The sequence below is a fragment of the Nocardiopsis sp. LOL_012 genome (genome assembly GCF_048060475.1).
GTDB lineage: Bacteria > Actinomycetota > Actinomycetes > Streptosporangiales > Streptosporangiaceae > Nocardiopsis.
This window is the reverse complement of the sequence record NZ_JBHMIV010000038.1, coordinates 1-22,335: the sequence shown is the minus strand read 5'-3', so window position 1 is coordinate 22,335 and position 22,335 is coordinate 1. Positions and strand designations below refer to the sequence as shown.

The 22,335-nt window shown below is 70.8% G+C and carries 19 protein-coding genes and 2 tRNA genes; 16 read left to right on the top strand and 5 right to left on the bottom strand.

What is annotated here, in order from left to right:
- Positions 1 to 135: 135 nt before the first annotated feature.
- Complete coding sequence (locus ACFHWE_RS20175) at positions 136 to 966, bottom strand: nuclease-related domain-containing protein (protein WP_416603267.1); 831 nt, start codon at positions 964 to 966, stop codon at positions 136 to 138.
- 168 nt (positions 967 to 1,134) lie between these two features.
- Between ACFHWE_RS20175 and ACFHWE_RS20170 the strand changes: the two genes are divergently transcribed.
- The gene (locus tag ACFHWE_RS20170) at positions 1,135 to 2,571 is read left to right on the top strand and encodes an amidase (protein WP_416603266.1); all 1,437 of its coding nucleotides are present in this window, start codon (positions 1,135 to 1,137) and stop codon (positions 2,569 to 2,571) included.
- Positions 2,572 to 2,694: 123 nt separating this feature from the next.
- Positions 2,695 to 4,728 (top strand): 4-alpha-glucanotransferase, encoded by a 2,034-nt coding sequence (malQ, locus tag ACFHWE_RS20165; protein WP_416603264.1) that lies wholly within the window; start codon positions 2,695 to 2,697, stop codon positions 4,726 to 4,728.
- 217 nt (positions 4,729 to 4,945) lie between these two features.
- Here malQ and pepN read toward each other — a convergent pair whose 3' ends face one another.
- The gene (pepN, locus tag ACFHWE_RS20160) at positions 4,946 to 7,489 is read right to left on the bottom strand and encodes an aminopeptidase N (protein ID WP_416603262.1); all 2,544 of its coding nucleotides are present in this window, start codon (positions 7,487 to 7,489) and stop codon (positions 4,946 to 4,948) included.
- A gap of 231 nt (positions 7,490 to 7,720) precedes the next feature.
- Between pepN and ACFHWE_RS20155 the strand changes: the two genes are divergently transcribed.
- From ACFHWE_RS20155 to ACFHWE_RS20115, 9 genes are all read left to right on the top strand, one after another.
- On the top strand, positions 7,721 to 8,359 hold the full coding sequence (locus ACFHWE_RS20155; RefSeq protein ID WP_416603261.1) for a disulfide bond formation protein DsbA: 639 nt from the start codon (positions 7,721 to 7,723) through the stop codon (positions 8,357 to 8,359).
- A gap of 80 nt (positions 8,360 to 8,439) precedes the next feature.
- Positions 8,440 to 8,598, top strand: coding sequence for a hypothetical protein (locus tag ACFHWE_RS20150; protein ID WP_416603259.1), 159 nt, complete (start codon positions 8,440 to 8,442; stop codon positions 8,596 to 8,598).
- A gap of 85 nt (positions 8,599 to 8,683) precedes the next feature.
- Entirely contained in the window at positions 8,684 to 10,105 is a 1,422-nt protein-coding gene (locus tag ACFHWE_RS20145; RefSeq protein ID WP_416603258.1) for an aldehyde dehydrogenase family protein, read from the top strand.
- Between the two features lie 141 nt (positions 10,106 to 10,246).
- Complete coding sequence (locus tag ACFHWE_RS20140) at positions 10,247 to 10,387, top strand: hypothetical protein (protein ID WP_416603257.1); 141 nt, start codon at positions 10,247 to 10,249, stop codon at positions 10,385 to 10,387.
- Between the two features lie 98 nt (positions 10,388 to 10,485).
- Complete coding sequence (locus ACFHWE_RS20135) at positions 10,486 to 10,953, top strand: ribose-5-phosphate isomerase (protein ID WP_416603256.1); 468 nt, start codon at positions 10,486 to 10,488, stop codon at positions 10,951 to 10,953.
- A 595-nt stretch (positions 10,954 to 11,548) separates the two neighbouring features.
- Entirely contained in the window at positions 11,549 to 12,652 is a 1,104-nt protein-coding gene (locus tag ACFHWE_RS20130) for a PP2C family protein-serine/threonine phosphatase (RefSeq protein WP_028648723.1), read from the top strand.
- 257 nt (positions 12,653 to 12,909) lie between these two features.
- Positions 12,910 to 14,253 (top strand): magnesium transporter, encoded by a 1,344-nt coding sequence (mgtE, locus tag ACFHWE_RS20125; RefSeq protein WP_416603296.1) that lies wholly within the window; start codon positions 12,910 to 12,912, stop codon positions 14,251 to 14,253.
- A gap of 105 nt (positions 14,254 to 14,358) precedes the next feature.
- Positions 14,359 to 14,559 (top strand): Rv0909 family putative TA system antitoxin, encoded by a 201-nt coding sequence (locus ACFHWE_RS20120; protein WP_416603255.1) that lies wholly within the window; start codon positions 14,359 to 14,361, stop codon positions 14,557 to 14,559.
- Positions 14,560 to 14,817: 258 nt separating this feature from the next.
- A complete protein-coding gene (locus tag ACFHWE_RS20115; protein ID WP_416603254.1) occupies positions 14,818 to 15,243 on the top strand; it encodes a (2Fe-2S) ferredoxin domain-containing protein in 426 nt (141 codons plus the stop codon).
- Positions 15,244 to 15,261: 18 nt separating this feature from the next.
- Here ACFHWE_RS20115 and ACFHWE_RS20110 read toward each other — a convergent pair whose 3' ends face one another.
- The 3 genes from ACFHWE_RS20110 to ACFHWE_RS20100 all read right to left on the bottom strand — a co-directional run bounded on the left by ACFHWE_RS20110 (position 15,262) and on the right by ACFHWE_RS20100 (position 18,214).
- On the bottom strand, positions 15,262 to 17,124 hold the full coding sequence (locus ACFHWE_RS20110; RefSeq protein WP_416603253.1) for an ABC transporter ATP-binding protein: 1,863 nt from the start codon (positions 17,122 to 17,124) through the stop codon (positions 15,262 to 15,264).
- Between the two features lie 106 nt (positions 17,125 to 17,230).
- The gene (locus ACFHWE_RS20105; RefSeq protein ID WP_416603252.1) at positions 17,231 to 17,731 is read right to left on the bottom strand and encodes an adenylyltransferase/cytidyltransferase family protein; all 501 of its coding nucleotides are present in this window, start codon (positions 17,729 to 17,731) and stop codon (positions 17,231 to 17,233) included.
- 412 nt (positions 17,732 to 18,143) lie between these two features.
- Positions 18,144 to 18,214, bottom strand: a tRNA-Gly gene (locus ACFHWE_RS20100).
- 116 nt (positions 18,215 to 18,330) lie between these two features.
- Here ACFHWE_RS20100 and ACFHWE_RS20095 point away from each other — a divergent pair.
- From ACFHWE_RS20095 to ACFHWE_RS20075, 5 genes are all read left to right on the top strand, one after another.
- Positions 18,331 to 18,405, top strand: a tRNA-Pro gene (locus ACFHWE_RS20095).
- A gap of 228 nt (positions 18,406 to 18,633) precedes the next feature.
- The gene (gene tig, locus ACFHWE_RS20090; RefSeq protein ID WP_416603251.1) at positions 18,634 to 20,064 is read left to right on the top strand and encodes a trigger factor; all 1,431 of its coding nucleotides are present in this window, start codon (positions 18,634 to 18,636) and stop codon (positions 20,062 to 20,064) included.
- Between the two features lie 210 nt (positions 20,065 to 20,274).
- Entirely contained in the window at positions 20,275 to 20,907 is a 633-nt protein-coding gene (locus ACFHWE_RS20085) for a ClpP family protease (RefSeq protein WP_416603250.1), read from the top strand.
- A gap of 49 nt (positions 20,908 to 20,956) precedes the next feature.
- The gene (locus tag ACFHWE_RS20080; protein ID WP_416603249.1) at positions 20,957 to 21,613 is read left to right on the top strand and encodes an ATP-dependent Clp protease proteolytic subunit; all 657 of its coding nucleotides are present in this window, start codon (positions 20,957 to 20,959) and stop codon (positions 21,611 to 21,613) included.
- Positions 21,614 to 21,869: 256 nt separating this feature from the next.
- A partial coding sequence (locus tag ACFHWE_RS20075; protein WP_416603247.1) for a ClpX C4-type zinc finger protein occupies positions 21,870 to 22,335 on the top strand: 466 nt, incomplete at its 3' end.

The following is a 22,335-nucleotide window of genomic DNA, read 5'->3' as shown; positions in this document are numbered from 1 at the left end:
CCCGTCGATGGTAGCCGTTCCGTCCAACTGCCGTGGTCTCGCCTCGGGAGACGCGGTGTTCGAATCGTGAGACATGCCGTGATGCGCGGGCCCGGGTGGGTGGCACCCGGGCCCGGTGTCGGCGGTTCTGCTGGATCAGTAGCGCGGGGGGAGCGCCTTCTTCGCGGCTTCGTAGATCTCCTCGATCTCGGTCTCGTCCATCCGGTCGCGCCCCGTGCGCAGCCACCGGCGGACCTTGGAACCCGTGATGATGTCGACACCGCGCAGGCGATGGCTGTCCCAGGGCATCCCGGGGCCGTAGATGGCCAGGGCCGGGCGCACCGAGATGTCGCGGCCGAGTTCGGCGCTGACGAGTTCCTCGGCGCGCTTGGCCTCGTCCAGCGCCTCGTCGATCCGCTCGTTCTTGCTGAAGCGGCCGTGGTAGAGCTTCTCCAGCTTGTTGCGCAGCGGCAGGCGCTTGTCCCACGACTCGGAGTCGATGGTGAAGGCTCCGCGGCGCCCCACGACGAAGTGGTCGATCTGGCCGTCTCCGGTGGGGACGGATCGTGCGTGCAGGACCCGGTAGCCGAGCTGCTTCATCAGTTTGAGCTGGGCCTCGGTCTTGCGCTGGGCGGCGTGCCCCCTGCGCCACTGGGGCACCTCCGAGCGGTGGCGCATGTCGTACACCGCGGTCCAGATGAGCACGATCAGCCCCAGGGTGGCGCCGACGCGCCAACTGGAGGTGAGCAGGCCCACCAGGAGGGCGGTGGCCAGGGCGGCGGCCACGCGCACGGCCCAGCGGCGTGCGGTCTTGTTGTCCTTCAAAGTCCCATAGAGGGGCCTTCGCTCAGAATTATCCTTTTTCTCGCGTTTGTTGGGGAAAAAGAGATCTTCCGGGCGCTGTGTCCTCGGTGGGGCTTTTTCTGGCGATCGGCGGTTGTTCTCTGTCGTTGTCGATTCCACGTCGGACAGGTTAGATCCATCCATTTCCGAGTCCTAGCGCCTGACTTCTCACACCTGCTCTGCCCCGATCCGTCCCCCCGCATGCGTGTCCGCAGCACTGGGACAGGGAAGGATCACCTCTCGGACAGCCTCTCCAGAGAGCACCGCCGCCCCCGGGCCGGTCGGCCGCGCCGCCCGCTAGCCTGGATGATCATGACCCAGATCCACGACCTGCCGGGACACCGGCTGGCCGCGATGGTCCGCGGCCGGGAACTGTCTCCCGTGGAGATCGCCGAGCACTTCCTGCGGCGGGTGGAGCGGCTCGACCCCACCTACGGCTCCCACATTGCGGTCACGGCCGAAATAGCTCTCGAACAAGCCCGGTATGCCGAGAAACGGGTGGTGGACGACACGCCGGACCTGCTGCCGCCGCTGCTCGGAGTCCCCGTCCCCGTCAAGGACCTCGACACGGTCGCCGGGGTACGGACCACCTACGGCTCGCGCGCCCTCCCGCACACCGTCGCCGCGTTCGACACCCACGCCGCAGGCCGGCTGCGCGCCGCCGGAGCCCTCCTCACCGGCAAGACCAACACCCCCGAACTCGGCTCCTCCTGCTACACCGAGAACGACATCGCCCCGCCCACCCGCAACCCCTGGAACACCGCCCTCACCCCCGGCGGCTCCAGCGGCGGCGCAGCCGCGGCCGTGGCCGCACGTCTCGCCCCCATCGCCCACGGCACCGACGGAGGCGGCTCCGTGCGCATCCCCGCCAGCGCCTGCGGCCTGTTCGGACTCAAACCCACCCGGGGACGCGTCTCCGCGGGCCCCGGCAGAGCCGACCTCGCCGGCCTGGCCACCGCCGGGTTCCTCACCCGGACCGTGGCCGACGCCGCCCTGGCACTCGACGCCGTGGCCGGGAACCTGCCCGGCGACCAGTACACCGCACCGAGCCCGCCCCTCGGCCAGACCTTCCTCGGCCATACCCGGCGCGCACCCCGGCGGCTGCGCGTCGGCCGCTACACCGAGCCGGGAGCCACCGACGCCCCCGTGCATCCGCACGTGCGGCGGGCCCACGACGAGGCCACCGAACTGCTCGTCGAACTCGGGCACGAGGTGGAGGAGATCCCCCCGCCCGGCGACGCCCACTTCGGCGGCACCTACTTCCAGGACTTCCAGGTGCTCTGGACGGCGATGGCCTCCGCCGCCCCCGTGGACCCCGAGCGCGAGCACGAACTCGGCCCGCTCAACCGGTGGCTGCGCGCCCGAGCCCGGGCCGCCTCCGCAGACGACTACATCGCCGCCTGGGCCCGGCTCCAGCGCGGTGTGCGGTCCCTGGCCGCGGCCACCGCCCCCTTCGACGCCGTGCTCAGCCCCACCCTGGCCCTGCCCCCGGGGCCGATCGGGCACCTGCGCTCCCAGGGGGCGGCCGAGGAGTTCCGCCTGATGACCGAGTTCGCCCCCTTCACCTCGGTCTACAACGTGTCCGGCCAACCCTCGGTCAGCCTCCCCCTGCACTGGTCGCCTGACGGCCTGCCCATCGGCGTGATGCTCACGGGACGGCCGGGCGGCGAGGGGACGCTGCTGTCGCTGTCGGCCCAGCTGGAACAGGCCCGTCCCTGGGCGCACCGCGTCCCTCCCGGCACGGACTGATCCGTACCGGCCCCCCGAACACAAGGAAACGGTCAACCGCACCCCACGTCGAGAGGGCTTTCCGGCCCCACGCCGGGCCGTCCTGCTGTGTACACGGCCACGGTTGGGGCATGATCGGTTGCTGTGAGGGATGTTCAGTTGGCCCGCGTGGCCGAGCAGCACGGGGTCGCCACCGCCTACGAGGACTGGCGGGGGCGTCGGGTGGCCGTCGCGCCCGACACCATCCGTCACGTCCTGCGGGCCCTGGGGGTCGACCCCCAGGACCGGGACGCGGTGTCGGCTCCGCGGCCGGGTCCGCTGCCCCCCGCCGTGGTCGTCCGCGAGGGCAAGGCCCCCGACCTCGTCCTGCCCGAGGGCGCCCGCAGCACGGTCGAGACCGCCGACGGCTCCCTGCTGCCCTTCGACCCCGGCCTGCCCCTGGGCGTGCACACCCTGCACGTCGGCGCCGGGGGCGCCGAGTACGACGCCCCCCTGCTGGTGGTCCCCGACCGGATCGAGCCCACAGCCCTGGGTCGCCGCCCACGGGTGTGGGGGCTCACAGCCCAGGTCTACAGCGTCCGGTCCAGGGCCTCGTGGGGCACCGGAGACCTGCGCGACCTCGCCGACCTCAGCGACTGGGGCGGACGCGACCTCGGCGCGGACTTCGTCCTGGTCAACCCGGTGCACGCCACCGAACCCGTGCCGCCGCTGGAGCCCTCGCCCTACCTGCCCGTCAGCCGCCGCTACAGCAGCCCGCTCTACATCCGGGTGGAGGACATCCCGGAGTACGCCCGGCTCGACCCCGCCCAGCGCGAGGGCATCCAGCGCCTGGCCCGCCCCCTGCGCGAGCGCGGCCGCACCGCCGACCTGCTGGACCGGGACGCCGTCTGGGAGGCCAAGCGCGCCGCCCTCGAAGTGCTCTTCCAGGTGCCGCGCGCACCCGGCCGGGAGGCCGCGCTCCGCACCTACCTGGAGCGCGAGGGGCAGCCCCTGGTCGAGTTCGCCACCTGGTGCGCCCTGGCCGAGGAACACGGCGGCGACATCCGCTCCTGGCCCGCCCACCTGCGCGACGTCGGCTCACAGGCGGTGGGGGAGGAGGCCCTGCACCGCTGGCCGACCGTGGAGTTCCACCGCTGGCTCCAGTGGGTCCTGGACGAGCAGGAGGCCCAGGCCCAGAGCACCGCCCTGGCCGCGGGGATGGGGCTGGGGATCGTCCACGACCTGGCGATCGGCGTCCAGGCCGGGGGCGCGGACGCGTGGACCTGCGGGGACGCGCTGGTCCCGGGACTGCACGCGGGGGCGCCGCCGGACGAGTTCAACCGGCAGGGCCAGGACTGGGGCCAGCCGCCCTGGCACCCGCGCAGGCTCGCCGAACTGGGCTACGCCCCCCTCCGCCAGATCATGGGCCACGCCCTGCGCAACGCCGGCGGGGCCCGCGTGGACCACGTCATGGGCATGTTCCGGATGTGGTGCGTGCCCGAGGGAGCCCCGCCCTCCGAGGGCACCTACGTCCGCTACGACCACGAGGGGACGGTGGGCACCCTCGCCCTGGCAGCGCACACGGCCGACGCCGTACTCGTCGGAGAGGACCTGGGCACCGTGGAGCCCCGGGTGCGCGACCACCTCGCCGACCGGGGGATCCTGGGCACGTCCGTCCTGTGGTTCGAACAGGACTCCGAGGGCGTGCCCCGTCGACCGCAGGAGTGGCGCGCCGACTGCCTGGCCACGGTCGCCACCCACGACCTGCCGCCGGTCGCCTCGTTCCTGTCGGGGGAGCACATCGAACTGCGCGACCGCCTGGGGCTGCTGGGACGGCCACTGGAGGAGGAACTCGCCGAATCCGAGGAGCGTGTGGAGCGGTGGCGTTCCCTCCTGGTGGAGATGGGCCTGCTCGCCGCGGACGTGGACCCGGTGGCCGACCCGGCCTCGGTGGCGGCGGCCATGCACGCCTTCCTGTCGGCCACCCCGGCGCGCATGCTGGGTGTGGCACTGACCGACATGGTGGGCGAGCGCCGCATGCAGAACCAGCCCGGCACCAGCACCGAGTACCCGAACTGGCGCATCCCGCTCACCAACGGGGAGGGCGAGCCCGTGCTCGTCGACGAACTGCTCGCCGACCCCCGCACGGTCGCCCGGATCCGGCGGACCCTGGGCCCCCTCGGAGGCGGGCTGCGTTGATGGTCCCTCGCTGTGTTCATGCGTCCTCGCAGGCTCGGACGGTGCTCGGGCGCCCAGGAGGCCGGCGTCTTCGTCGTCGCTACTGCCTTGCTCGTTCCTCGCTGCGGCAGAGACTCCTCCTGCGGACACCAGCGGCGCCCTCGCGCTGCTTCCGGCCGTCGCCTGCAGCCAGACGGGCGGCGCGGCCCCGGGGGCATTCCCCGGGGCCGCTCGGGTTCTAGCCCTTGCCCGCCTCGGCGTCCCTGGCGCGGGCGCGCAGGGCGCGCTCGACCCCCGCCTGGCCCTCCACCAGCAGACGGCGCAGCGCCGGGGGCGGAGCGTGCTCGGCGATGTAGGCGTCGGTACGCTTCAGCGTCGCCTCCTCCACCAGGCCGCCGGGGTACATCATCTCCGCGAAGCTCTGGGCGAACTCGCCGGTCCACTTCTCCCACGCCGGGGCCAACCGGTCGTAGTACCTGTCCACGAACGGGCGGTACAGCTCCTCATGGCTGGGCTCGGTGAAGCCCATGAGGGTCGCCCGGAACTCGGCGTTGGCCAGGTCCGCGCCCACGATCCGCTCCCAGGCGGCCTCCTTGGCCTCGGGGGTGGGGATCGCGGCCCGCGCACCCGCCGCCTTGCGCTGGCCGGTCGCCGTCGGGTCGGCCTCCAGTTCGGCGGTGATCTCCGCCTCCCCGGCCCGGCCCCGGGAGACCAGACGGTGCAGCAGTGTCCAGCGCAGGTCGGTGTCGACCTCCAGGCCCTCCACGGTGATCGCGCCGTCGAGCAGCCCCTGGAGCAGCGACAGGTGCGCGTCGGACTCGGCCGCCCCGGCCAGCGCGTTGACGTAGGCGAGCTGGAGGTCCCCGCCGGGCTCTGCGGAGGTCAGCAGCTCGCGCAGCCGCTCGGCCAGCAGCTCGAAACCGGTCTCCCGCCACGCGGGGTCGGCGTAGTTGACCAGCGCCCCGGTGGCCTGGCGCAGCAGGGTCTGCGCGACCATCACGTCGCTCACGCCGCTGATACCCGAGAGCACCAGGGACACGTAGTCACGGGCGGCCATCTCCGCGTCGCGCGTCATGTCCCATGCCGCACCGAAGGCCAGCGCGCGCGGCAGCGACTCGGTGATCTCGCCGACACCCTCCACCACGGTGCGCAGGGAGCGCTCGTCCAGACGGATCTTGGTGAAGGTGAGGTCGTCGTCGTTGATCAGGACCAGGTCCGGCCGGGCCGAACCCACCAGGTCGGGCACCTCGGTACGGGGGCCGCTGACGTCCAGCTCCACGCGCTCGCGGCGTACGATCCCGGCGTCGGTGCGCTCGTACAGGCCGATCGCCAGGCGGTGGGAGCGCAGCGTCGGGTGCTCCGGGGCGGCCTCCTGGAGCACGGCGAACGACGTGAAGCGGCCCTCGTCGTCCACCTCGAACTCCGGGCGCATGGTGTTGACGCCCGTCGTCTCCAGCCACTCGCGCGACCACTCCGACAGGTCGCGGCCTGAGGCCGCCGCCAGGTGGCGCAGCAGGTCGCTCAGTTCGGTGTTGCCGTAGGCGTGCTCCTTGAAGTAGGCGCGCACGCCAGCGAAGAACGCGTCCACGCCCACGTACGCCGCGAGCTGCTTGAGCACCGAGGCGCCCTTGGCGTAGGTGATGCCGTCGAAGTTGACCTCGACGGCCTGGATGTCGACCATGTCGGCCGCGATCGGGTGGGTGGAGGGGAGCTGGTCCTGGCGCAGCGCCCACGCCTTCTCCACGTTGGCGAACGTGGTCCACGCGTCCGTCCACCGGGTGGCGTTGGCCTGGCAGTACACGCTGGCGTAGGTGGCGAACGACTCGTTCAGCCACAGGTCGTCCCACCAGCGCATGGTGACCAGGTCGCCGAACCACATGTGCGCCATCTCGTGGAGGATGGTCTCCGCCCGGCGCTCGTAGCGCGCGTCGGTCACCCGGGAGCGGAAGACGTAGTCCTCCAGGAACGTGACCGCGCCCGCGTTCTCCATGGCGCCCGCGTTGAACTCGGGCACGAACAACTGGTCGTACTTGCCGAAGGGGTAGCGCAGGTCGAACAGCCCGTGGAAGAAGTCGAAGCCCTTCTTGGTGACGTCGAAGAGGGCGTCGGCGTCCAGGTGCTCGGCCAGCGAGGCGCGGCAGTACAGCCCCAGCGGGATGCCGTCGTGCTCGTCGCGCACCACGTGGTAGGGCCCGGCCACGAGCGCGGTGATGTAGGGCGACATCACCGGGGTGGGCGGGAAGTGCCAGCGGACCCGGCCGCCGTCCCCGGCCGGCTCGCGTTCCACGTCCGGCGCGCTGTTGGACACCACCTCCCAGGAGTCGGGGGCGAACACCGTCAGCTCGAACGCCGCCTTCAGGTCGGGCTGGTCGAAGCAGGTGTACATCCGGTGCGCGTCGGCCGTCTCGAACTGGCTGTACAGGTACACCGCGCCGTCGACCGGGTCGACGAACCGGTGCAGGCCCTCGCCGGTGCGCATGTAGGCGGCGTCGGCCACGACCGTCAGCTCGTTCTCGGCGGCCACCTCCGGGAGGACCAGGCGCTCGCCGTCGAACAGCTCGGCCGGGTCCAGCTCCCGGCCGTTGAGCGTCGCCGAGGCCACCGCCGGGGCGGCCAGGTCCACGAAGGTCCGCGCACCCGCCTCCGAGCTCGTGAATCGGATCACGGTGGTGGACCGGAAGGTCTCGTCACCGGTGGTCAGGTCGAGCTCCACGGTGTAGGAGTCGACGTCCAGGATCCGCGCCCGCTCCCGAGCCTCGTCCCGCGTCAGGTTCCCCGCCACGCCACGCTCCCTCCACGGCCGCCGTCGCCGACGGCCGGACATCGTTGCCGTCCCCGTCGGGCCCTGCCGGTGGGCGGTGAGCGCGGTCGGGGCCGGTGGTCGTCATGAACTCGGTTCGATCCTGCCACGCACCGCGCCGGAATGCGCAACCAGAAGCCGTGGTTGTCCCTTGGCGGTGGATACCTTCCCCCACAGCCATGTCCCAGTGCCCGCCTACGACGAGGAGCAGCCATGACGCAGTCCCCCGAACAGCCCGCCGCACCCGAGGGCGTCGCCGTCGCCGACATGTGGTTCGACCCGGCCTGCCCCTGGGCGTGGATCACCTCCCGCTGGCTGCTGGAGGTGGAGAAGGTGCGCCCGGTCCGGGTGCGCTGGCACGTGATGAGCCTGTCCGTCCTCAACGAGGGCCGGGACCTGCCGCAGGACTACCGCGAACTCCTCGACAGCGCGTGGGGCGCGGTGCGCGTGTGCACCGCGGCCGAGCAGAAGTACGGGCCGGAGGTGCTCGGCGCCCTCTACACCGCCTACGGGGAGAGGTTCCACCACGAGGGCGCCCCCCGCACCGAGGAGACCCACCGCGCAGCCCTGGCCGCGGCGGACCTGCCCGAGGACCTGGCCGCCTTCGCCGACTCCACCGAGTACGACACGGCGCTGCGCGCCTCGCACGCCGAGGCGATGAAGCTGGTGGGCGAGGACGTGGGCACCCCCGTCATCAGCGTCGAGGGGGTGTCCTTCTTCGGCCCGGTGGTCACCCCGACCCCGCGCGGGGAGGAGGCCGGCCGCCTCTGGGACGGCGTGCGCCTGGTCGCCGGGGTCGAGGGCTTCTACGAACTCAAGCGCACCCGCACGGCCTCCCCGTCCTTCGAGTAGTTTCCGTTACAGTCTGTTCCGGGCGGGCGCGGTGCCCGCCCGGAACCGGATGTGCACGAGGCAGAGCAGGGGGCGTGGCCATGGCCGGACCCGACGGCGACCGCAGGGTCGACTTCTTCGACGACCTCGACATCCTTCCCGACACCACCGGCGACGAGCGCCCGCTGGGCTGGGGCGACGACATGGCCGACGACGACACCTCGCGGCTGCTCGACGAACGCCCGCCGCACTGGGACTGAGCCCCGCCGGCCGGGGGGTCGGTGAAACCACGGGTCCCGGTCCCCGCTGTGGCCAACCCGAATCGCGTTCTGCGAAAGTGGAAGCATGCGATCCCTTTACATCGACGGCGCCTGGCGCCCGTCCGCCTCCGACGAGGGGCTGGACGTGGTGGACCCGGCGACCGAGCAGGTCATCGACACCGTCCCGGCCGGAGCGTCCGAAGACGTCGACGCGGCGGTCGAGGCCGCTGTGAAGGCCCAGCCCGGGTGGGCGGCGCTCACCCCCGGCCAGCGCGTCACGCACCTCTCCAAGGCCCTGGAGCTGTACAACTCCCGTATCAAGGACACCGCCGCGGTCCTCACCCGTGAGATGGGCGCCCCCTCGGTGTTCGCCCTCAAGGTCCAGGCGGGCCTGCCCTCCATAATGTTCCAGACCTTCATCGACCTGGTCGAGGAGGTCGGTGACCGCTTCTTCGAGGGCGAGCGCGTGGGCACCTCGCTCGTCGTGCGCGAGCCCATCGGCGTGGTCGGCGCCATCACCCCGTGGAACTACCCGCTGCACCAGATCGTGCTCAAGGTCGTCCCGGCGATGCTCGCGGGCAACACCGTCGTCCTCAAGCCCAGCGAGGTGGCACCCCTGTCCGCCTACGCGCTCACCGAGGTCTTCCACGAGGCGGGCCTGCCCGCGGGCGTGTTCAACCTCGTGTCGGGGACCGGCCCGGTCGTCGGTGAGGCCATCTCCGCCCACCCCGACATCGACATGGTCTCCTTCACCGGCTCCACGCGCGCCGGGACCAGGGTCAGCCAGGTCGCAGCCGAGACCGTCAAGCGGGTGGCGCTCGAACTGGGCGGCAAGTCCCCCAACATCGTGCTCCCCGACGCCGACCTCGCCCAGGCGGTCAAGCGCGGCGTGGCCGACGTCATGCGCAACACCGGGCAGAGCTGCAACGCCCTCACCCGCATGCTCGTGCACCGCGACTCCTACGACGAGGCGGTGGAGATCGCCGCGGCCGCCGCCGCCAAGTACACCCCCGGCGACCCCTCGGAGGAGGGCACCCGCATGGGGCCGCTGGTCTCCGACACCCAGCTCGAACGCGTCCGCGACTACATCCGCGTCGGCGTCGAGGAAGGCGCCCGCCTGGTGGTCGGCGGCGCCGACCCCGTCGAGGGCCGCGAGAAGGGCTACTTCGTCAGCCCGACGGTCTTCGCCGACGTGCGCAACGACATGCGCATCGCCCAGGAGGAGATCTTCGGCCCGGTGCTCGTCCTCATCCCCTACGACACCGAGGACGAGGCGGTCGCCATCGCCAACGACACCGTCTACGGGCTCAACGCCGCCGTCTGGTCGGGCGACCCCGACCGGGCACTGGCCGTGGCACGCCGGGTCAAGGCCGGACAGATCGAGGTCAACGGCGGAGCCGTCAACCCGCGCGCGCCCTTCGGCGGCTACAAGCAGTCCGGCAACGGGCGCGAGTGGGGCCTGCCCGGCATCGAGGAGTTCTGCGAGATCAAGTCCCTCCAACTGTGACCGCGGGCCCCGCCCCGCGGTGTGGGCGGACTCATACCGGGGGCGGTCCCGCCGCGGAATCAGACCCGGTGAGCGGCGCGTTGTCGGGTGTGGAAAAATCCGGTGACGGATGTCCCCGGCCGCAATCGAACGAGGTGTGAGTTGAGCAAGAAGCCTGCGGTCTCCAAGGCAGGACCCCTGTTCGGGGACCTCAAGATGATCCTGGTGAGCAACCTGGTCGCGGTGGGCTCCATCGTCCTGTTCGCCGCCCTCGGTCTGAGCGTGGCCTCGGCCGCGGGCTGAGGCGGCCGGGCCCCCGAGCCGCTCCCGCCCCGCCCCGTCCGCACCGGATGGGGCGGGGCGCGGTGCTCCGGGACCGTGTGACCTGCCAGACTGTGTCCGTGCGTGTTTATCTTGGATCAGATCATGCGGGCTACGAGCTCAAGGAACACCTCGTCTCCTGGTTGAAGGAGCACGGTCACGAGGTGGTCGACGCCGGCCCGGCCGTCTACGACGCTGTGGACGACTACCCGCCCTTCGTCCTGCGTGCCGCCGAGGGCACGGCCGCCGACCCGGGCTCGCTCGGTGTCGTCATCGGAGGGTCGGGCAACGGCGAGCAGATCGCCGCCAACAAGGTCAGGGGCGTCCGTGCCGCGCTGGCCTGGAGCGAGGAGACCGCCCGCCTGGCACGCGAGCACAACGACGCCAACGTCTTGGGCATCGGCGGTCGGATGCACTCGCTGGAGGAGGCCACCCGGTTCGTGGAGGTCTTCCTCACCACGCCCTACAGCGACGAGGAGCGGCACACCCGCCGTATCGGCATGCTCTCCGCCTACGAGGACTCCGGCGAGCTGCCGCCCCTTCCCTGACACCCGACCGCCCCGGTCTCCGTGCCCTCCCGGTGCGGGGACCGGGCTTGCCGCGCCCCGCCGCTCCCACCGCCCAGCCGCCGCGGCAAGGGACGACCGGCCCTGGTCAGGGCACCTCCTCATGTGGGAACCTGGTCCGCACCGGGCGGTCGCCCGGTACCGCCCTCGGCTTTCGCCCCCGGCCCCGCGCAGGTCGCGCGGCGGTGCCCGAGAGAGGGTGGTTGCCCCTGTCAACGTCCATAGGACCCTCGCGTATGTGAGGGAAAGTCCTCTACTCTCGGTTATCGGTTCAACCTAAACCTGCGGTTTTGGGGATAACGCCGCTGGTTGCACGTGCCACGTCCGCGCCCCCCGCGCTACAGTTCGTGCACAAGTGGAGGGTTCCCGACGCCCGTGCACGGCACTTTCGACCGCCATGAGCCGGGCGGTGCCCCGTACCCGCCCCGTCGCCCCGCGGCGAGGGCCCTTCCCGTCCAGCGGCCGCGCACACGCCCCACGGGGCGAGCGGTGGCCGCAGGGTCCCGAAGTGACGACCGTGCCGACCGAGTACCCGAACCCCCCGCGTACGCGCGGGCGCCTCGACCCCAGGTGACTGATGAAGCCCACACCGACCGCCAAGTCCACCCGGCTGCTGCGCTCCACCGCGCAGCGGCTCGTAGCGGTGCTCCGGCGCAAGGTGCTGTTCCGCTACCGGATCGTCCTCATCACCCTGGTCGTCCTGGCGGTGGGCATCGGTGTCGGTGCCGTGTGGGGCCCCACCGGATGGTTCCCGCCCAGCCTGACGGTCCTGCCCCTGCTGGCCGGCGGGCTCCTGCTCAAGCGCAAGAGCCTGGCCTTCCTGCTCACCGTGGTCGTGGCGGTGCTGGGCTTCACCGCCTACATGCTGGAGGTCGGACAGGTCGGTCCCGGGCTGCTGGTCACCATCGGTGTCACCTCCGTACTCTCCTACCTGCTCTCGGGCGTGCGCGAACGCCTCGGCGTGCAGGGGCTCAGCGGTGAGATGATGCTCCTGGACCTGCGCGACCGGCTGCGCCACCAAGGCCGTCTGCCCGACCTGCCCAAGGGGTGGGGGCGCACCTCGGTACTGCGCCAGGCGGGCGGCTCCTCCTTCGGCGGTGACTTCGTCGTCTCCACCCTGCGCGGCAACCGCCTCGACGCGGCCGTGGTCGACGTCTCCGGCAAAGGCGTGGACGCCGGGACCAGGGCCCTGATGCTCTCGGGGGCCTTCAGCGGCCTCATCGGCGCGGTCCCTGCCAAGGAGTTCCTGGAGCGCTGCAACGACTACCTCATGAGCAACTCCGGCGGTGAGGGATTCGTCACGGCCGTGCACCTGAGCCTGGATCTGGAGACGGGCGAGTACGACGTCGCCTCGGCTGGCCACCCGCCCGCCCTGCACTACGACAGCGGGCGCGGACTGTGGACCACCACCGAGGCCAAGGGCGTGGTGCTCGGCGTCATCCCGGAGATGACCTACTCCACCGCCCAGGGCCTGCTGCGCCCGGGTGATGCCATCATGCTCTGCACGGACGGCCTCATCGAGACCCCCGGCGAGGACCTCGACGCCGGGATCGACCGGCTCCTGGGGATGGCCGAGTCCGTCGTGGGACGCGGCTTCAAGACCGGCGCCGCGCAGATCGTCGACACCCTCAGCAAGGACAAGAACGACGACTGCGCCCTCGTCGTCCTCTGGCGCGATTGACGCCGCGGCGGCCGACACGGGCGCACCGTCCGCCTGCCCTGCCTGTAAGGTCGACCTGCAATCCCCGATCCTGGCACGGCGGACGACCGTGCGCACGTCCCCGGTACGCCGTGCCCGCCCTCCTCCGCCCAGGAGCCGAAGCGGAGCGCACCGGCACCGTGGACGCATGGGGCCGTGCCACGGACCGGGGCATCCCGAATCAGGCGGCTCCGCGGGCGTGCCCGCGTGGCGACAGAGGACGCGAGGGGATGCTTCGCATGGCAGACGGCGAGCGCGCTGATGAGCTGGACGTTCTGGTCGAGAGGAACGACCTGACCGGTATCAGGCTCTGGTTGGCCGAACACAGGCCCTATGAGATCGCCGACGAACTCAGCCGGCTGGCCGACCCCTACGTCATCATCCCCTTCCGGCTCCTGGACAAGGACCGCGAGCTGGAGGTCTTCGAGGAACTCGATCCCGGCCTGCAGCAGGTCGTCCTCCAGGGGCTGCGGGACACGGCCTTCCATGAACTCCTGGAGGAGATGGACCCCGACGACCGTGCCCGGCTGATCGGGGAGGCCCCCGCCAAGATCGCCACCCGGGCCCTGGCCGGTCTGAGCCCCGCCGAACGGAAGATGACCGCGGCGCTGCTGGGCTATCCGGAGGACTCCGTCGGCCGGTACATGACCCCCGAGACGGTCATCCTGCACCGCGACCTCATGGTGGGCCGCGCTCTGGAGGTGGTGCGCGCCAAGGGCGCCGACGCCGAGACCGTCTACACCCTCCCGGTGGTCAGCGACGGGCGCCGCCTCGTCGGCACGGTCGGGCTGAGCGACCTCGTCGTGAGCGCCGACGAACTGCTGATCAAGGACATCGTGGACGTGCTCGCGCCGCGGGTGCGGGCCACCGAGCCGGTCGAGGACGCGGCCCGCCTCATGCAGGAGGCCAACCTCGTCTCCCTGTCCGTGGTGGACTCCGAGGAGCGTTTCGTCGGCCTTCTGACCTTCGACGACGCGCTGGAGGTCATCGAGGCCGCCGACACCGAGGACATGGCCCGCCAGTCGGGCGCCAGCCCCGTCGCGGAGCACTACGCGTCGGTGGGCGTGTTCCGGCTGGTCGGAGCCCGGGTGCTGTGGCTGACCCTGCTGATCGTGGCGGCGACGCTGACCGTCAACGTCATGCAGGTCTTCGAGTCGACGCTGGAGGCGGTCACCGCCCTGGCGATGTTCGTGCCGATGCTCATCGGCACCGGCGGCAACGTCGGCGCCCAGTCGGCCACGGCCATCGTGCGCGCGCTGGCCGTCGGCGAGGTGCGGGTGCGCGACCTCCCGGTGGTGATCTGGAAGGAGGCGCGGGTCGGCCTGCTGCTCGGTGCAGTCCTGGCCGTGCTGGCGCTGGGGATCGGCTCGCTGCTCGTCGGGGCCCAGGTCGCGGTGGTCGTCGCCTGCTCGGTGATCGCGGTGTGTACGTGGGCGGCGATCATCGGCTCGTCGATGCCCCTGTTCGCGCGCAAGGTGGGGGTGGACCCCGCCGTGGTCTCCTCGCCCATGGTGGCCACCCTGGTGGACGCCACCGGTCTGCTCATCTACTTCTCCTTCGCCACGCTGATCCTGGGCCTTTGACGGCTCCGGCGTCCGCACACACCGTCCCCGGATCGGCGCTCTCCGCATGAACCGCAGGTGAAACGGGTATCGCGGTAGGAGCAGGCACGGATCTAGGGGGATTCCATGTCCGGTATCAGAGATGCGATCAGCCGCCTGAAGAAGACGGCGGGTGACCACCCCGACAAGACGGAGTCCGCGGTCGACAAGGCGGCCGACGCCGCGAAGAAGGCCACCGGCGGAACCCACGACGACAAGATCGACAAGGGAGCCGGAGCCGCCACGGACTACCTGCGCAAGCGCGCCCAGGGGGACAAGGACGCGTAGAAGGCATGCGACCGCCGAGGGGCGGGGGCGGTGGACCGTGCGCGGGGCACGCCGCTCCCGCCCTTCTCCGTACCGATATCACCGCTGCGACCTGCTGATACGGCGTCTCGGATGGTCGGGTTCGGTGTTGGGTGAGGTTACGCTGCTGAGGTAAGGCGAACCTGAGGTGGTGCGGGTGTGAGTGGGACCAGTGCGGGCCCGTGCCGGCTCACGGTCTGCCGCGGCTGCTGCTGCGGGACCAGGAAGAAGGTTCCGGGCGTGGACCACAAGGCTCAGCTCGCCCGGCTCAGCGCCATCGACGACCGCTCCGGGCGCACCGTCCCGGTCCGCACCAGCAAGTGCCTGGGGATCTGCTTCCAGCGCAACGTGGTGGTCGTCCAACCCTCGGGAGAGGGCCGGTCGGCGGGCGGCCGACCCGTGTGGCTCGGGGAGGTCACCGAGGACGCGCTGGTCGAGGCGATCGACGGCTGGATCTTCGAGGGCGGCCCCGGCCTAGCGCCCCTGCCCGCGGAGCTGGCCGGCCACGTCACCTCCAAGAACGCCAAGAATCCCAAGAAGCGCAAGAGGCCCGAGCGCTCCAAGGCCGCCAAGAAGAAGCGCAAGAAGGACCGGGAGAAGGCCGCAAGGAAGGACGGGAAGGGCGGCAAGAAGAAGGCGGGCAAGAAGGGCAAGGGCAAGAAGTAGGGCGTAGAGGCCCGCGCCTCAGCCGCGCTGTGGGGCGAACTGCGTCCGGTACAGCGCCGTGTACAACCCGCCCCGCTCCAGCAGGTCCTCGTGCGTGCCGCGCTCCAGGATCCGCCCGTCCTCCAGCACCAGGATCTGGTCCGCCTCCCGCACGGTCGCCAGCCGGTGCGCGATCACCAGGGAGGTCCGCCCCTTGAGCGCCGCCGCCAGCGCCTCCTGCACCGCCGCCTCCGACTCCGAGTCCAGGTGGGCCGTGGCCTCGTCCAGCACCACCACCGACGGCTCCTTCAGCAGCAGGCGCGCGATGGCCAGCCGCTGCTTCTCACCGCCGGAGAGCCGGTACCCGCGGTCGCCCACCATCGTGTCCAGCCCGTTGGGCAACTGCTCCAGGAGCGGCCCCAGCCGGGCCAGGCGCAGCACCCGCTCCAACTCCTCGTCGGTGGCGCCCGGACGGGCGTAGCGCAGGTTCGCGCCGACCGTGTCGTGGAACAGTTGGGCGTCCTGGGTGACCACGCCCACCGACCGCCGGAGCGAGTCGCCGGTGGCCTCACGCAGGTCGAGCCCGCCGATGCGGACACTGCCCTCGGAGGGGTCGTACAGCCGCGACACCAGGTGGGTCAGTGTGCTCTTGCCCGCCCCGGAGGGCCCCACCAGGGCGACCATCGTCCCGGGTTCGGCGCGGAAGGAGACCTCGCTCAGAACCTGGGTGCCGTCGGCCTCCGCGACCGCCTGCGGGGTGAGTTCCAGGGAGGCGACCGAGAGGTCCTCCGAGCCCGTGTAGCGGAAGGACACACCGTCGAACTCCACCGCGGCCGGACCCTCGGGGATCGGGCGGGCGTCCGGACTCTCCCTGATGCCCGGCTCCAGGTCGAGGACCTCGAAGACCCGGTCGAAGGAGACCAGGGCCGTCATGATCTCCACGTGCACGTTGGACAGCGTGGTGACGGGCCCGTACAGGCGGGTGAGCAGTGTGGTCAGCGCGACCAGGGTGCCCACCTCGAACGCGCCGCCGACGGCGAGCACGCCGCCGACGCCGTACACCATCGCCATGGCCAGGGCCGTGATCAGGCCCATGAGGCTGAACAGCAGGGAACCGAACATGGCCTGGCGCACACCGAGGTCGCGGACCCGGCCCGCGTGCCGCTCGAAGCCCGACGCCTCCTCGTCCGGCCGCCCGTACAGCTTGACGAGCATCGCCCCGCCGACGTTGAACCGCTCGGTCATCAGCGAGCTCATCGCGGCGTTGTTCTCCATCCCCTCCCGGGTGACGACGGCCAGCCTGCGGCCGATGACCTTGGCGGGTACGACGAACAGGGGCACCAGGGCCAGCGCCACGAGCGTCACCTGCCACGACAGGGCGAACATCGTGACGATGACGGCGGTGGCGCTGATGAGGTTGGACACCACCGACTGCAGGACCGAGGTGATCGCCCGCTGCGCGCCCACCACGTCGGTGTTCAGCCGGCTGATGAGCGAACCGGTCTGCGTGCGGGTGAAGAAGGACAGCGGCATCCGCTGGACGTGGCGGAACACCTCGGTGCGGAGGTTGTAGATGACGCCCTCACCGATGCGCGAGGACAGCCACCGGCCGGACAGGGTCAGCGCGCTCTCCACCACCGCCAGAGCGGCAGCGGCGGCCGCGAGCCACACCACCAGGGTGGTGTTCCCCGGCAGGATGCCCTGGTCGATGATGGCCCGCAGCAGCAGCGGGTTGGCCACCACGACAGCCGATCCCACCATGGTCACCAGGACGAACGCCGTGATCTTCCGCCGGTGCGGACGGGCGTAGGAGATCACGCGGCGGGTGATGCCCGGGGGCAGGTCCTGTCCCTTGGCGCTTCCGTCGTCGATCAGACTCCTCAGCGGCCTGCCTTGCATCATGGGCGGAGTCGTCCTCCTCGCGAGATCACCTGTGTGTCAACACCGGGGCGCACCGGCCGCTTCCCGGGGTGGACCCCGGGAGAGGCTATCGGTCTTCGCGCCGTGTTCAGAGCGTGTGCGCGAGGCGTCCCAGGGCGGCGGTGGTGGACCGGCCGGGGGTGAAGGGCAGCTCCCACGCCTGGGCGTTCAGCGCGTCGGCGCCGCGGATCTTGGCCTGGGCGTACCGGTCGCCGGCGGTGTAGGCCAGGGCGGCGGGCGCCAGGGGGCGCAGGAGTTCGGCGTAGGAGGCCCAGTCGGCCACTCCGGGCGGTCCCTCGACCACGAACGAGGCCGCCACACAGGAGAGGGCGGCGACGGTCTCGGCGCGCTCCTGGGCGGGGTTGATCGGCCGTCCGGGGCCCTTCCAGGCGTGGACGCGCTCATCGGACTCGATGCCGACGGCCAGTGGGAGGCCGCGTTCGGCGATGCTCTGGAGGAAGCGGACGTGGCCGACGTGCAGGACGTCGAACGCGCCGGTGACCACGACCGGCCGCCGGGGCGGCTCCGTGGTCCTGAACCAGTGCGCGCTGAGGGGACGGTGCACGTCGTCCGCGTTCGTGTCCGTCATCGGTCCCCGTTCCACCGCAGATTCGAGGGCGCCCGCACCGGGTCGGTCGGCGGGCCTGTCCGCAGGGTCAACGTACCCCCCGTGACGGGCTATTCCGTGAGGCGGGGCCGGATTCGGCCACAACGGCGGCCGTTGCGGGCTTCGCGCGCCCAGGGGTGCCGTCGAAGCATCCGTGGTCGGAGAAGGAGCGTGAGATCTACCGGGTGTCGGAGGACGCCTATGTCGTGAGGGTGGTCGGTGCGACGAAGGTGTTCCACTTCCGGGTGACCGTGGCTGAGCGGGTCGGGGTGCGGAGTCGGCCGAGGCGCTGAGTACGCGGTCCGCCTGGAGCGGTGCGGGGGTTCGGGGGTCGTTCCCCGGGTGGGGTGGCGGAGCGCTGTGGTGCCGGAGGCACACGGCGCGACCGAAGCGGAGCGGGCGACGGGAATCGAACCCGCATGGCCAGCTTGGAAGGCTGGAGTTCTACCATTGAACTACGCCCGCGTGGCACCGGAGCCCTTGAGTTTCCTCTAGACTCGTGGAGCCGACGGAGACAAGAGTACAGTCTCCGGAGCGCTGCTCGCACCTCCCATCCGCGGTGCGGGGCGGCGTGAGGTGCACGGGGTGTGGCGCAGCTTGGTTAGCGCGCATGCTTTGGGAGCATGAGGCCGCGGGTTCGAATCCCGCCACCCCGACGAGACCACCGTGGCGGCGGTCGTGGCCGCACGCCTCGGCCTCCTGTCTGTCTGCCCTAGACTTGGTGCGATCAGCAGGAAACTGTAAGTCCCAGCCCGTCGCAGGGCACCCCAGTGAAACGCGGTCACCAGACGTGTCGCGGGGTGCGCGCGTGCCTGTCGCCCCTGTGCGTGGCGCTTGCGCGGGCCGACGCGGACACCAGCCGGCAAACCTAGGAGTACCGCCCCGTGAAGACCGATGTCGAGGAGCTGAGCCCGACCCGGGTCAAGCTGACCATCGAGGTCCCCTTCGAGGAGCTCGAGCACGCTTTCGACGTGACGTACAAGTCGCTCGCCAAGCAGGTCCGGATCAAGGGCTTCCGCCCGGGTAAGGCGCCGGCGCGGCTGATCGACCGCTACGTCGGCCGCGGCGCGGTGATCAGTGAAGCGGTGAACCACGCCGTTCCCGAGCTCTACAACGAGGCCGTCCAGAAGGAGGAGCTCTTCGCTCTCGGACAGCCCGACGTCGAGGTCACCAAGCTGGAGGACAACGACGAGCTCGCCTTCACCGCCGAGGTCGACGTCCGCCCCAAGTTCGAGGTCAAGGACTACAAGGGCATCGCGGTGACCGTGGACAGCGCCGAGGTCACCGACGAGCAGGTCGATGAGCAGGTCGGGACGCTGCGCGAGCGCTTCTCCACCCTGACCGGCGTCGACCGTCCGATCGAGGACGGCGACCACCTCTCGATCGACCTGTCCGCCGCGGTCGACGGCGAGCCCCTGGAGGACGTGGCCGTCAGTGGCTACTCCTACGAGGTGGGCACCAACACCATGCTGGAGGGCCTCGACGAGACCCTGCGCGGCATGGCGGCCGGCGGCGAGGAGACCTTCAAGACCACCCTGGTGGGCGGTGAGCACGAGGGCACGGAGGCCGACGTCACCGTCACCGTGCACAGCGTGAAGGTCAAGGAGCTGCCCGAGCTGGACGACGAGTTCGCCCAGCTCGCCAGCGAGTTCGACACGATCGGTGAGCTGCGCGACGACGTCCGCAAGCGCATGGGCGAGGTCCGCCGCCTCCAGCAGCTCTCCTCGGCCCGTGACCAGGCCCTGGAGAAGCTGATCGAGTCGGTCGACATCCCGCTGCCGGACTCGGTGGTGGACGAGGAGGTCGACCGCCGCCGCCAGAGCCTGGAGCAGCAGCTCGCCCAGAGCGGTCTCACCAAGGAGGCCTACCTGGAGTCCCAGGAGAAGACCGAGGAGGAGTTCGACGAGGAGCTGAGCACCGGCGCCCGCTCCGCGGTCAAGGCCGGGTTCATCCTCGACCAGTTGGCCATCGAGGAGAACCTCACGGCTGACCAGGGCGAGCTCAGCCAGTACGTGTTCGACCAGGCCCAGCGCATGGGCGTGAGCCCGGACCAGCTCGCCCAGCACCTGGTCGAGTCGAACCAGATCCGTGTCGCCTTCACCGAGGTCGTCCGCGGCAAGGCCATGGACCTGGTCCTGGCCGAGGCCGTGATCACCGACGAGGACGGCAACACCGTGGAGCCGCCCGAGCGCCCCGGTGCATCGGACGAGCAGGCTGTGGAGGAGGCCGCGAAGGCCGCCGCTGCCGCCGCGGCCGAGACCACCGGTGAGGGGTCCGGGGCCGAGGGCTCCGAGAGCGGCGAGGACGCCAAGTAGGTCCGCCCCCGCGGCGTTCACGGGCCCCGTCGGCAGCAGTGCCGGTCGGGGCCCGTTGTCCGTGCGCTCGCCGTGGCGCAACGGCCCCGTCGGTCCCCGGTCACCCTGCGCTCAAAGCGAACAGGGACGGGATCCGGACGAGCACAGGGTCTGTCGGCGTTAGTGTCGGCAGTAGTCGCAACCGTTTCGATTCCGGAGCAGGTGACGAGAGTGCCGCCGACCTTTGAAGAGTCCCCGCGATTCGACGCCCGTACGTCGGAGTCGCAGTTTTCCCCTTTTATGGAGCAGACGCCTCAGCGCCTGCTGCGCCAGCGAATCGTATTTCTCGGTGACCAGGTGGACGACGAGATCGCCAACCGCCTGGTGGGTGAACTCCTGCTGTTGTCCGCGGAGGACCGCCACCGGGACATCACGATGTACATCAATTCGCCGGGCGGTTCCGTCACGGCCGGTATGGCGATCTACGACGTCATGCAGTACATCCCCAACGACGTGCGCACGGTGGGTATCGGTCTGGCCGCCTCCATGGGACAGATGCTCCTGTGCGCCGGCGCTCCGGGCAAGCGCTACGCCCTTCCGCACACGCGCGTGATGATGCACCAGCCCTCCGGCGGTATCGGGGGCACCGCCTCCGACATCCGCATCCTGGCCGATCAGCTCCTCTACGTGAAGAAGATGTTCATCGGCAAGATCGCCGAGCACACCGGGCAGGCGCCGGAGCAGATCGAGAAGGACGCCGACCGCGACCGCTGGTTCACCGCCCAGGAGGCCAAGGAGTACGGCTTCATCGACGAGGTCCTCGAGGGCACCCTCGACGTGACCGAGGGACCTGCCCGGAGTTGATCCCGTCGGACCTGGTTCCAGGAACGGCGTAGTGCGTGGAAGGCGTGAAATGACCGAGTTCAATCCCAGTCTCATCGGCGGCGCGGCCTCGATGGCCCCCCAGAGCCGCTACGTCCTGCCGTCCTACGTGGAGCGGACGTCGTACGGCGTCAAGGAGATGAATCCGTACAACAAGCTCTTCGAGGAACGGATCATCTTCGTCGGCGTCCAGATCGACGACACGTCGGCCAACGACCTGATGGCGCAGCTCATCACGCTCGAACAGCTCGACTCCGACCGCGACATCCAGATGTACATCAACTCGCCGGGTGGCTCGTTCACCTCGCTGATGGCCATCTACGACACGATGCAGTTCGTGCGCCCCGACATCCAGACGGTCTGCATCGGCCAGGCCGCCTCGGCTGCGGCGATCCTGCTGGCGGGAGGCACCAAGGGCAAGCGCGGCGCGCTGCCCAACGCCCGCATCCTCATCCACCAGCCCGCCACCGAGGGCATGCACGGGCAGGCCAGCGACATCGAGATTCAGGCCAACGAGATCACCCGGATCCGCAGCCAGTTGGAGACCACCCTGGCCCGGCACACCGGGCGCACGCCCGAGCAGGTGTCCAAGGACATCGAGCGCGACAAGATCCTCACCTCCGAGGAAGCGGTCGAGTACGGTCTGATCGACTTCGTCCTGCCCTATCGCAAGGCGTCCATGAAGTAGCGGCACCCGGGCCGAGCCGTTCGCACGCGCGAAACGGCCCGGCGGGCCGCATATCCGAGAAGCCGGACCGGTCTTTTGACCCGCCTGGGGCAGCCTGGTGGTGAAGCCGGTCCGGTTTTTCGCTTAGTCTGACGAAGAGCGACACACAGATCGCCCTGTCCTTCGCCGCGATCGTGGACGGGACCGCGGAAACGGACTCCCGAGCGTTCGCGTGAGCGGGGCCGACGGGGCGGCCCTAGTGGTGAGGAGTGGCCGGGTGGCACGCATCGGTGACGGCGGGGACCTGCTGAAGTGCTCGTTCTGCGGCAAGAGCCAGAAGCAGGTGAAGAAGCTCATCGCCGGCCCCGGCGTGTACATCTGCGATGAGTGCATCGACCTGTGCAACGAGATCATCGAAGAGGAACTCGCCGACACCACCGAACTGGCCTGGGACAGCCTGCCGAAGCCGCGGGAGATCTACGAGTTCCTGGACTCGTACGTGATCGGTCAGGACGCGGCGAAGAAGGCGCTGTCGGTGGCGGTGTACAACCACTACAAGCGTGTGCGGTCGGAGGGGGAGCGCCCGGGCGAGGAGGGTGTGGAGATCGCCAAGTCCAACATCTTGCTGCTGGGTCCGACGGGGTCGGGCAAGACGCTGTTGGCGCAGACGCTGGCGCGGATCCTGAACGTGCCGTTCGCGATCGCCGACGCCACGGCGCTGACCGAGGCGGGGTATGTGGGCG

Coding starts and splice junctions, on each gene's coding strand:
- mgtE (WP_416603296.1), top strand. CDS start 12,910: ATGGCAGACGGCGAGCGCGCTGATGAGCTGGACGTTCTGGTCGAGAGG.
- ACFHWE_RS20145 (WP_416603258.1), top strand. CDS start 8,684: ATGCGATCCCTTTACATCGACGGCGCCTGGCGCCCGTCCGCCTCCGAC.
- ACFHWE_RS20120 (WP_416603255.1), top strand. CDS start 14,359: ATGTCCGGTATCAGAGATGCGATCAGCCGCCTGAAGAAGACGGCGGGT.
- ACFHWE_RS20110 (WP_416603253.1), bottom strand. CDS start 17,124: ATGATGCAAGGCAGGCCGCTGAGGAGTCTGATCGACGACGGAAGCGCC.
- ACFHWE_RS20170 (WP_416603266.1), top strand. CDS start 1,135: ATGACCCAGATCCACGACCTGCCGGGACACCGGCTGGCCGCGATGGTC.
- ACFHWE_RS20155 (WP_416603261.1), top strand. CDS start 7,721: ATGACGCAGTCCCCCGAACAGCCCGCCGCACCCGAGGGCGTCGCCGTC.
- ACFHWE_RS20175 (WP_416603267.1), bottom strand. CDS start 966: ATGGATGGATCTAACCTGTCCGACGTGGAATCGACAACGACAGAGAAC.
- ACFHWE_RS20080 (WP_416603249.1), top strand. CDS start 20,957: ATGACCGAGTTCAATCCCAGTCTCATCGGCGGCGCGGCCTCGATGGCC.
- ACFHWE_RS20130 (WP_028648723.1), top strand. CDS start 11,549: ATGAAGCCCACACCGACCGCCAAGTCCACCCGGCTGCTGCGCTCCACC.
- ACFHWE_RS20105 (WP_416603252.1), bottom strand. CDS start 17,731: ATGACGGACACGAACGCGGACGACGTGCACCGTCCCCTCAGCGCGCAC.
- ACFHWE_RS20150 (WP_416603259.1), top strand. CDS start 8,440: ATGGCCGGACCCGACGGCGACCGCAGGGTCGACTTCTTCGACGACCTC.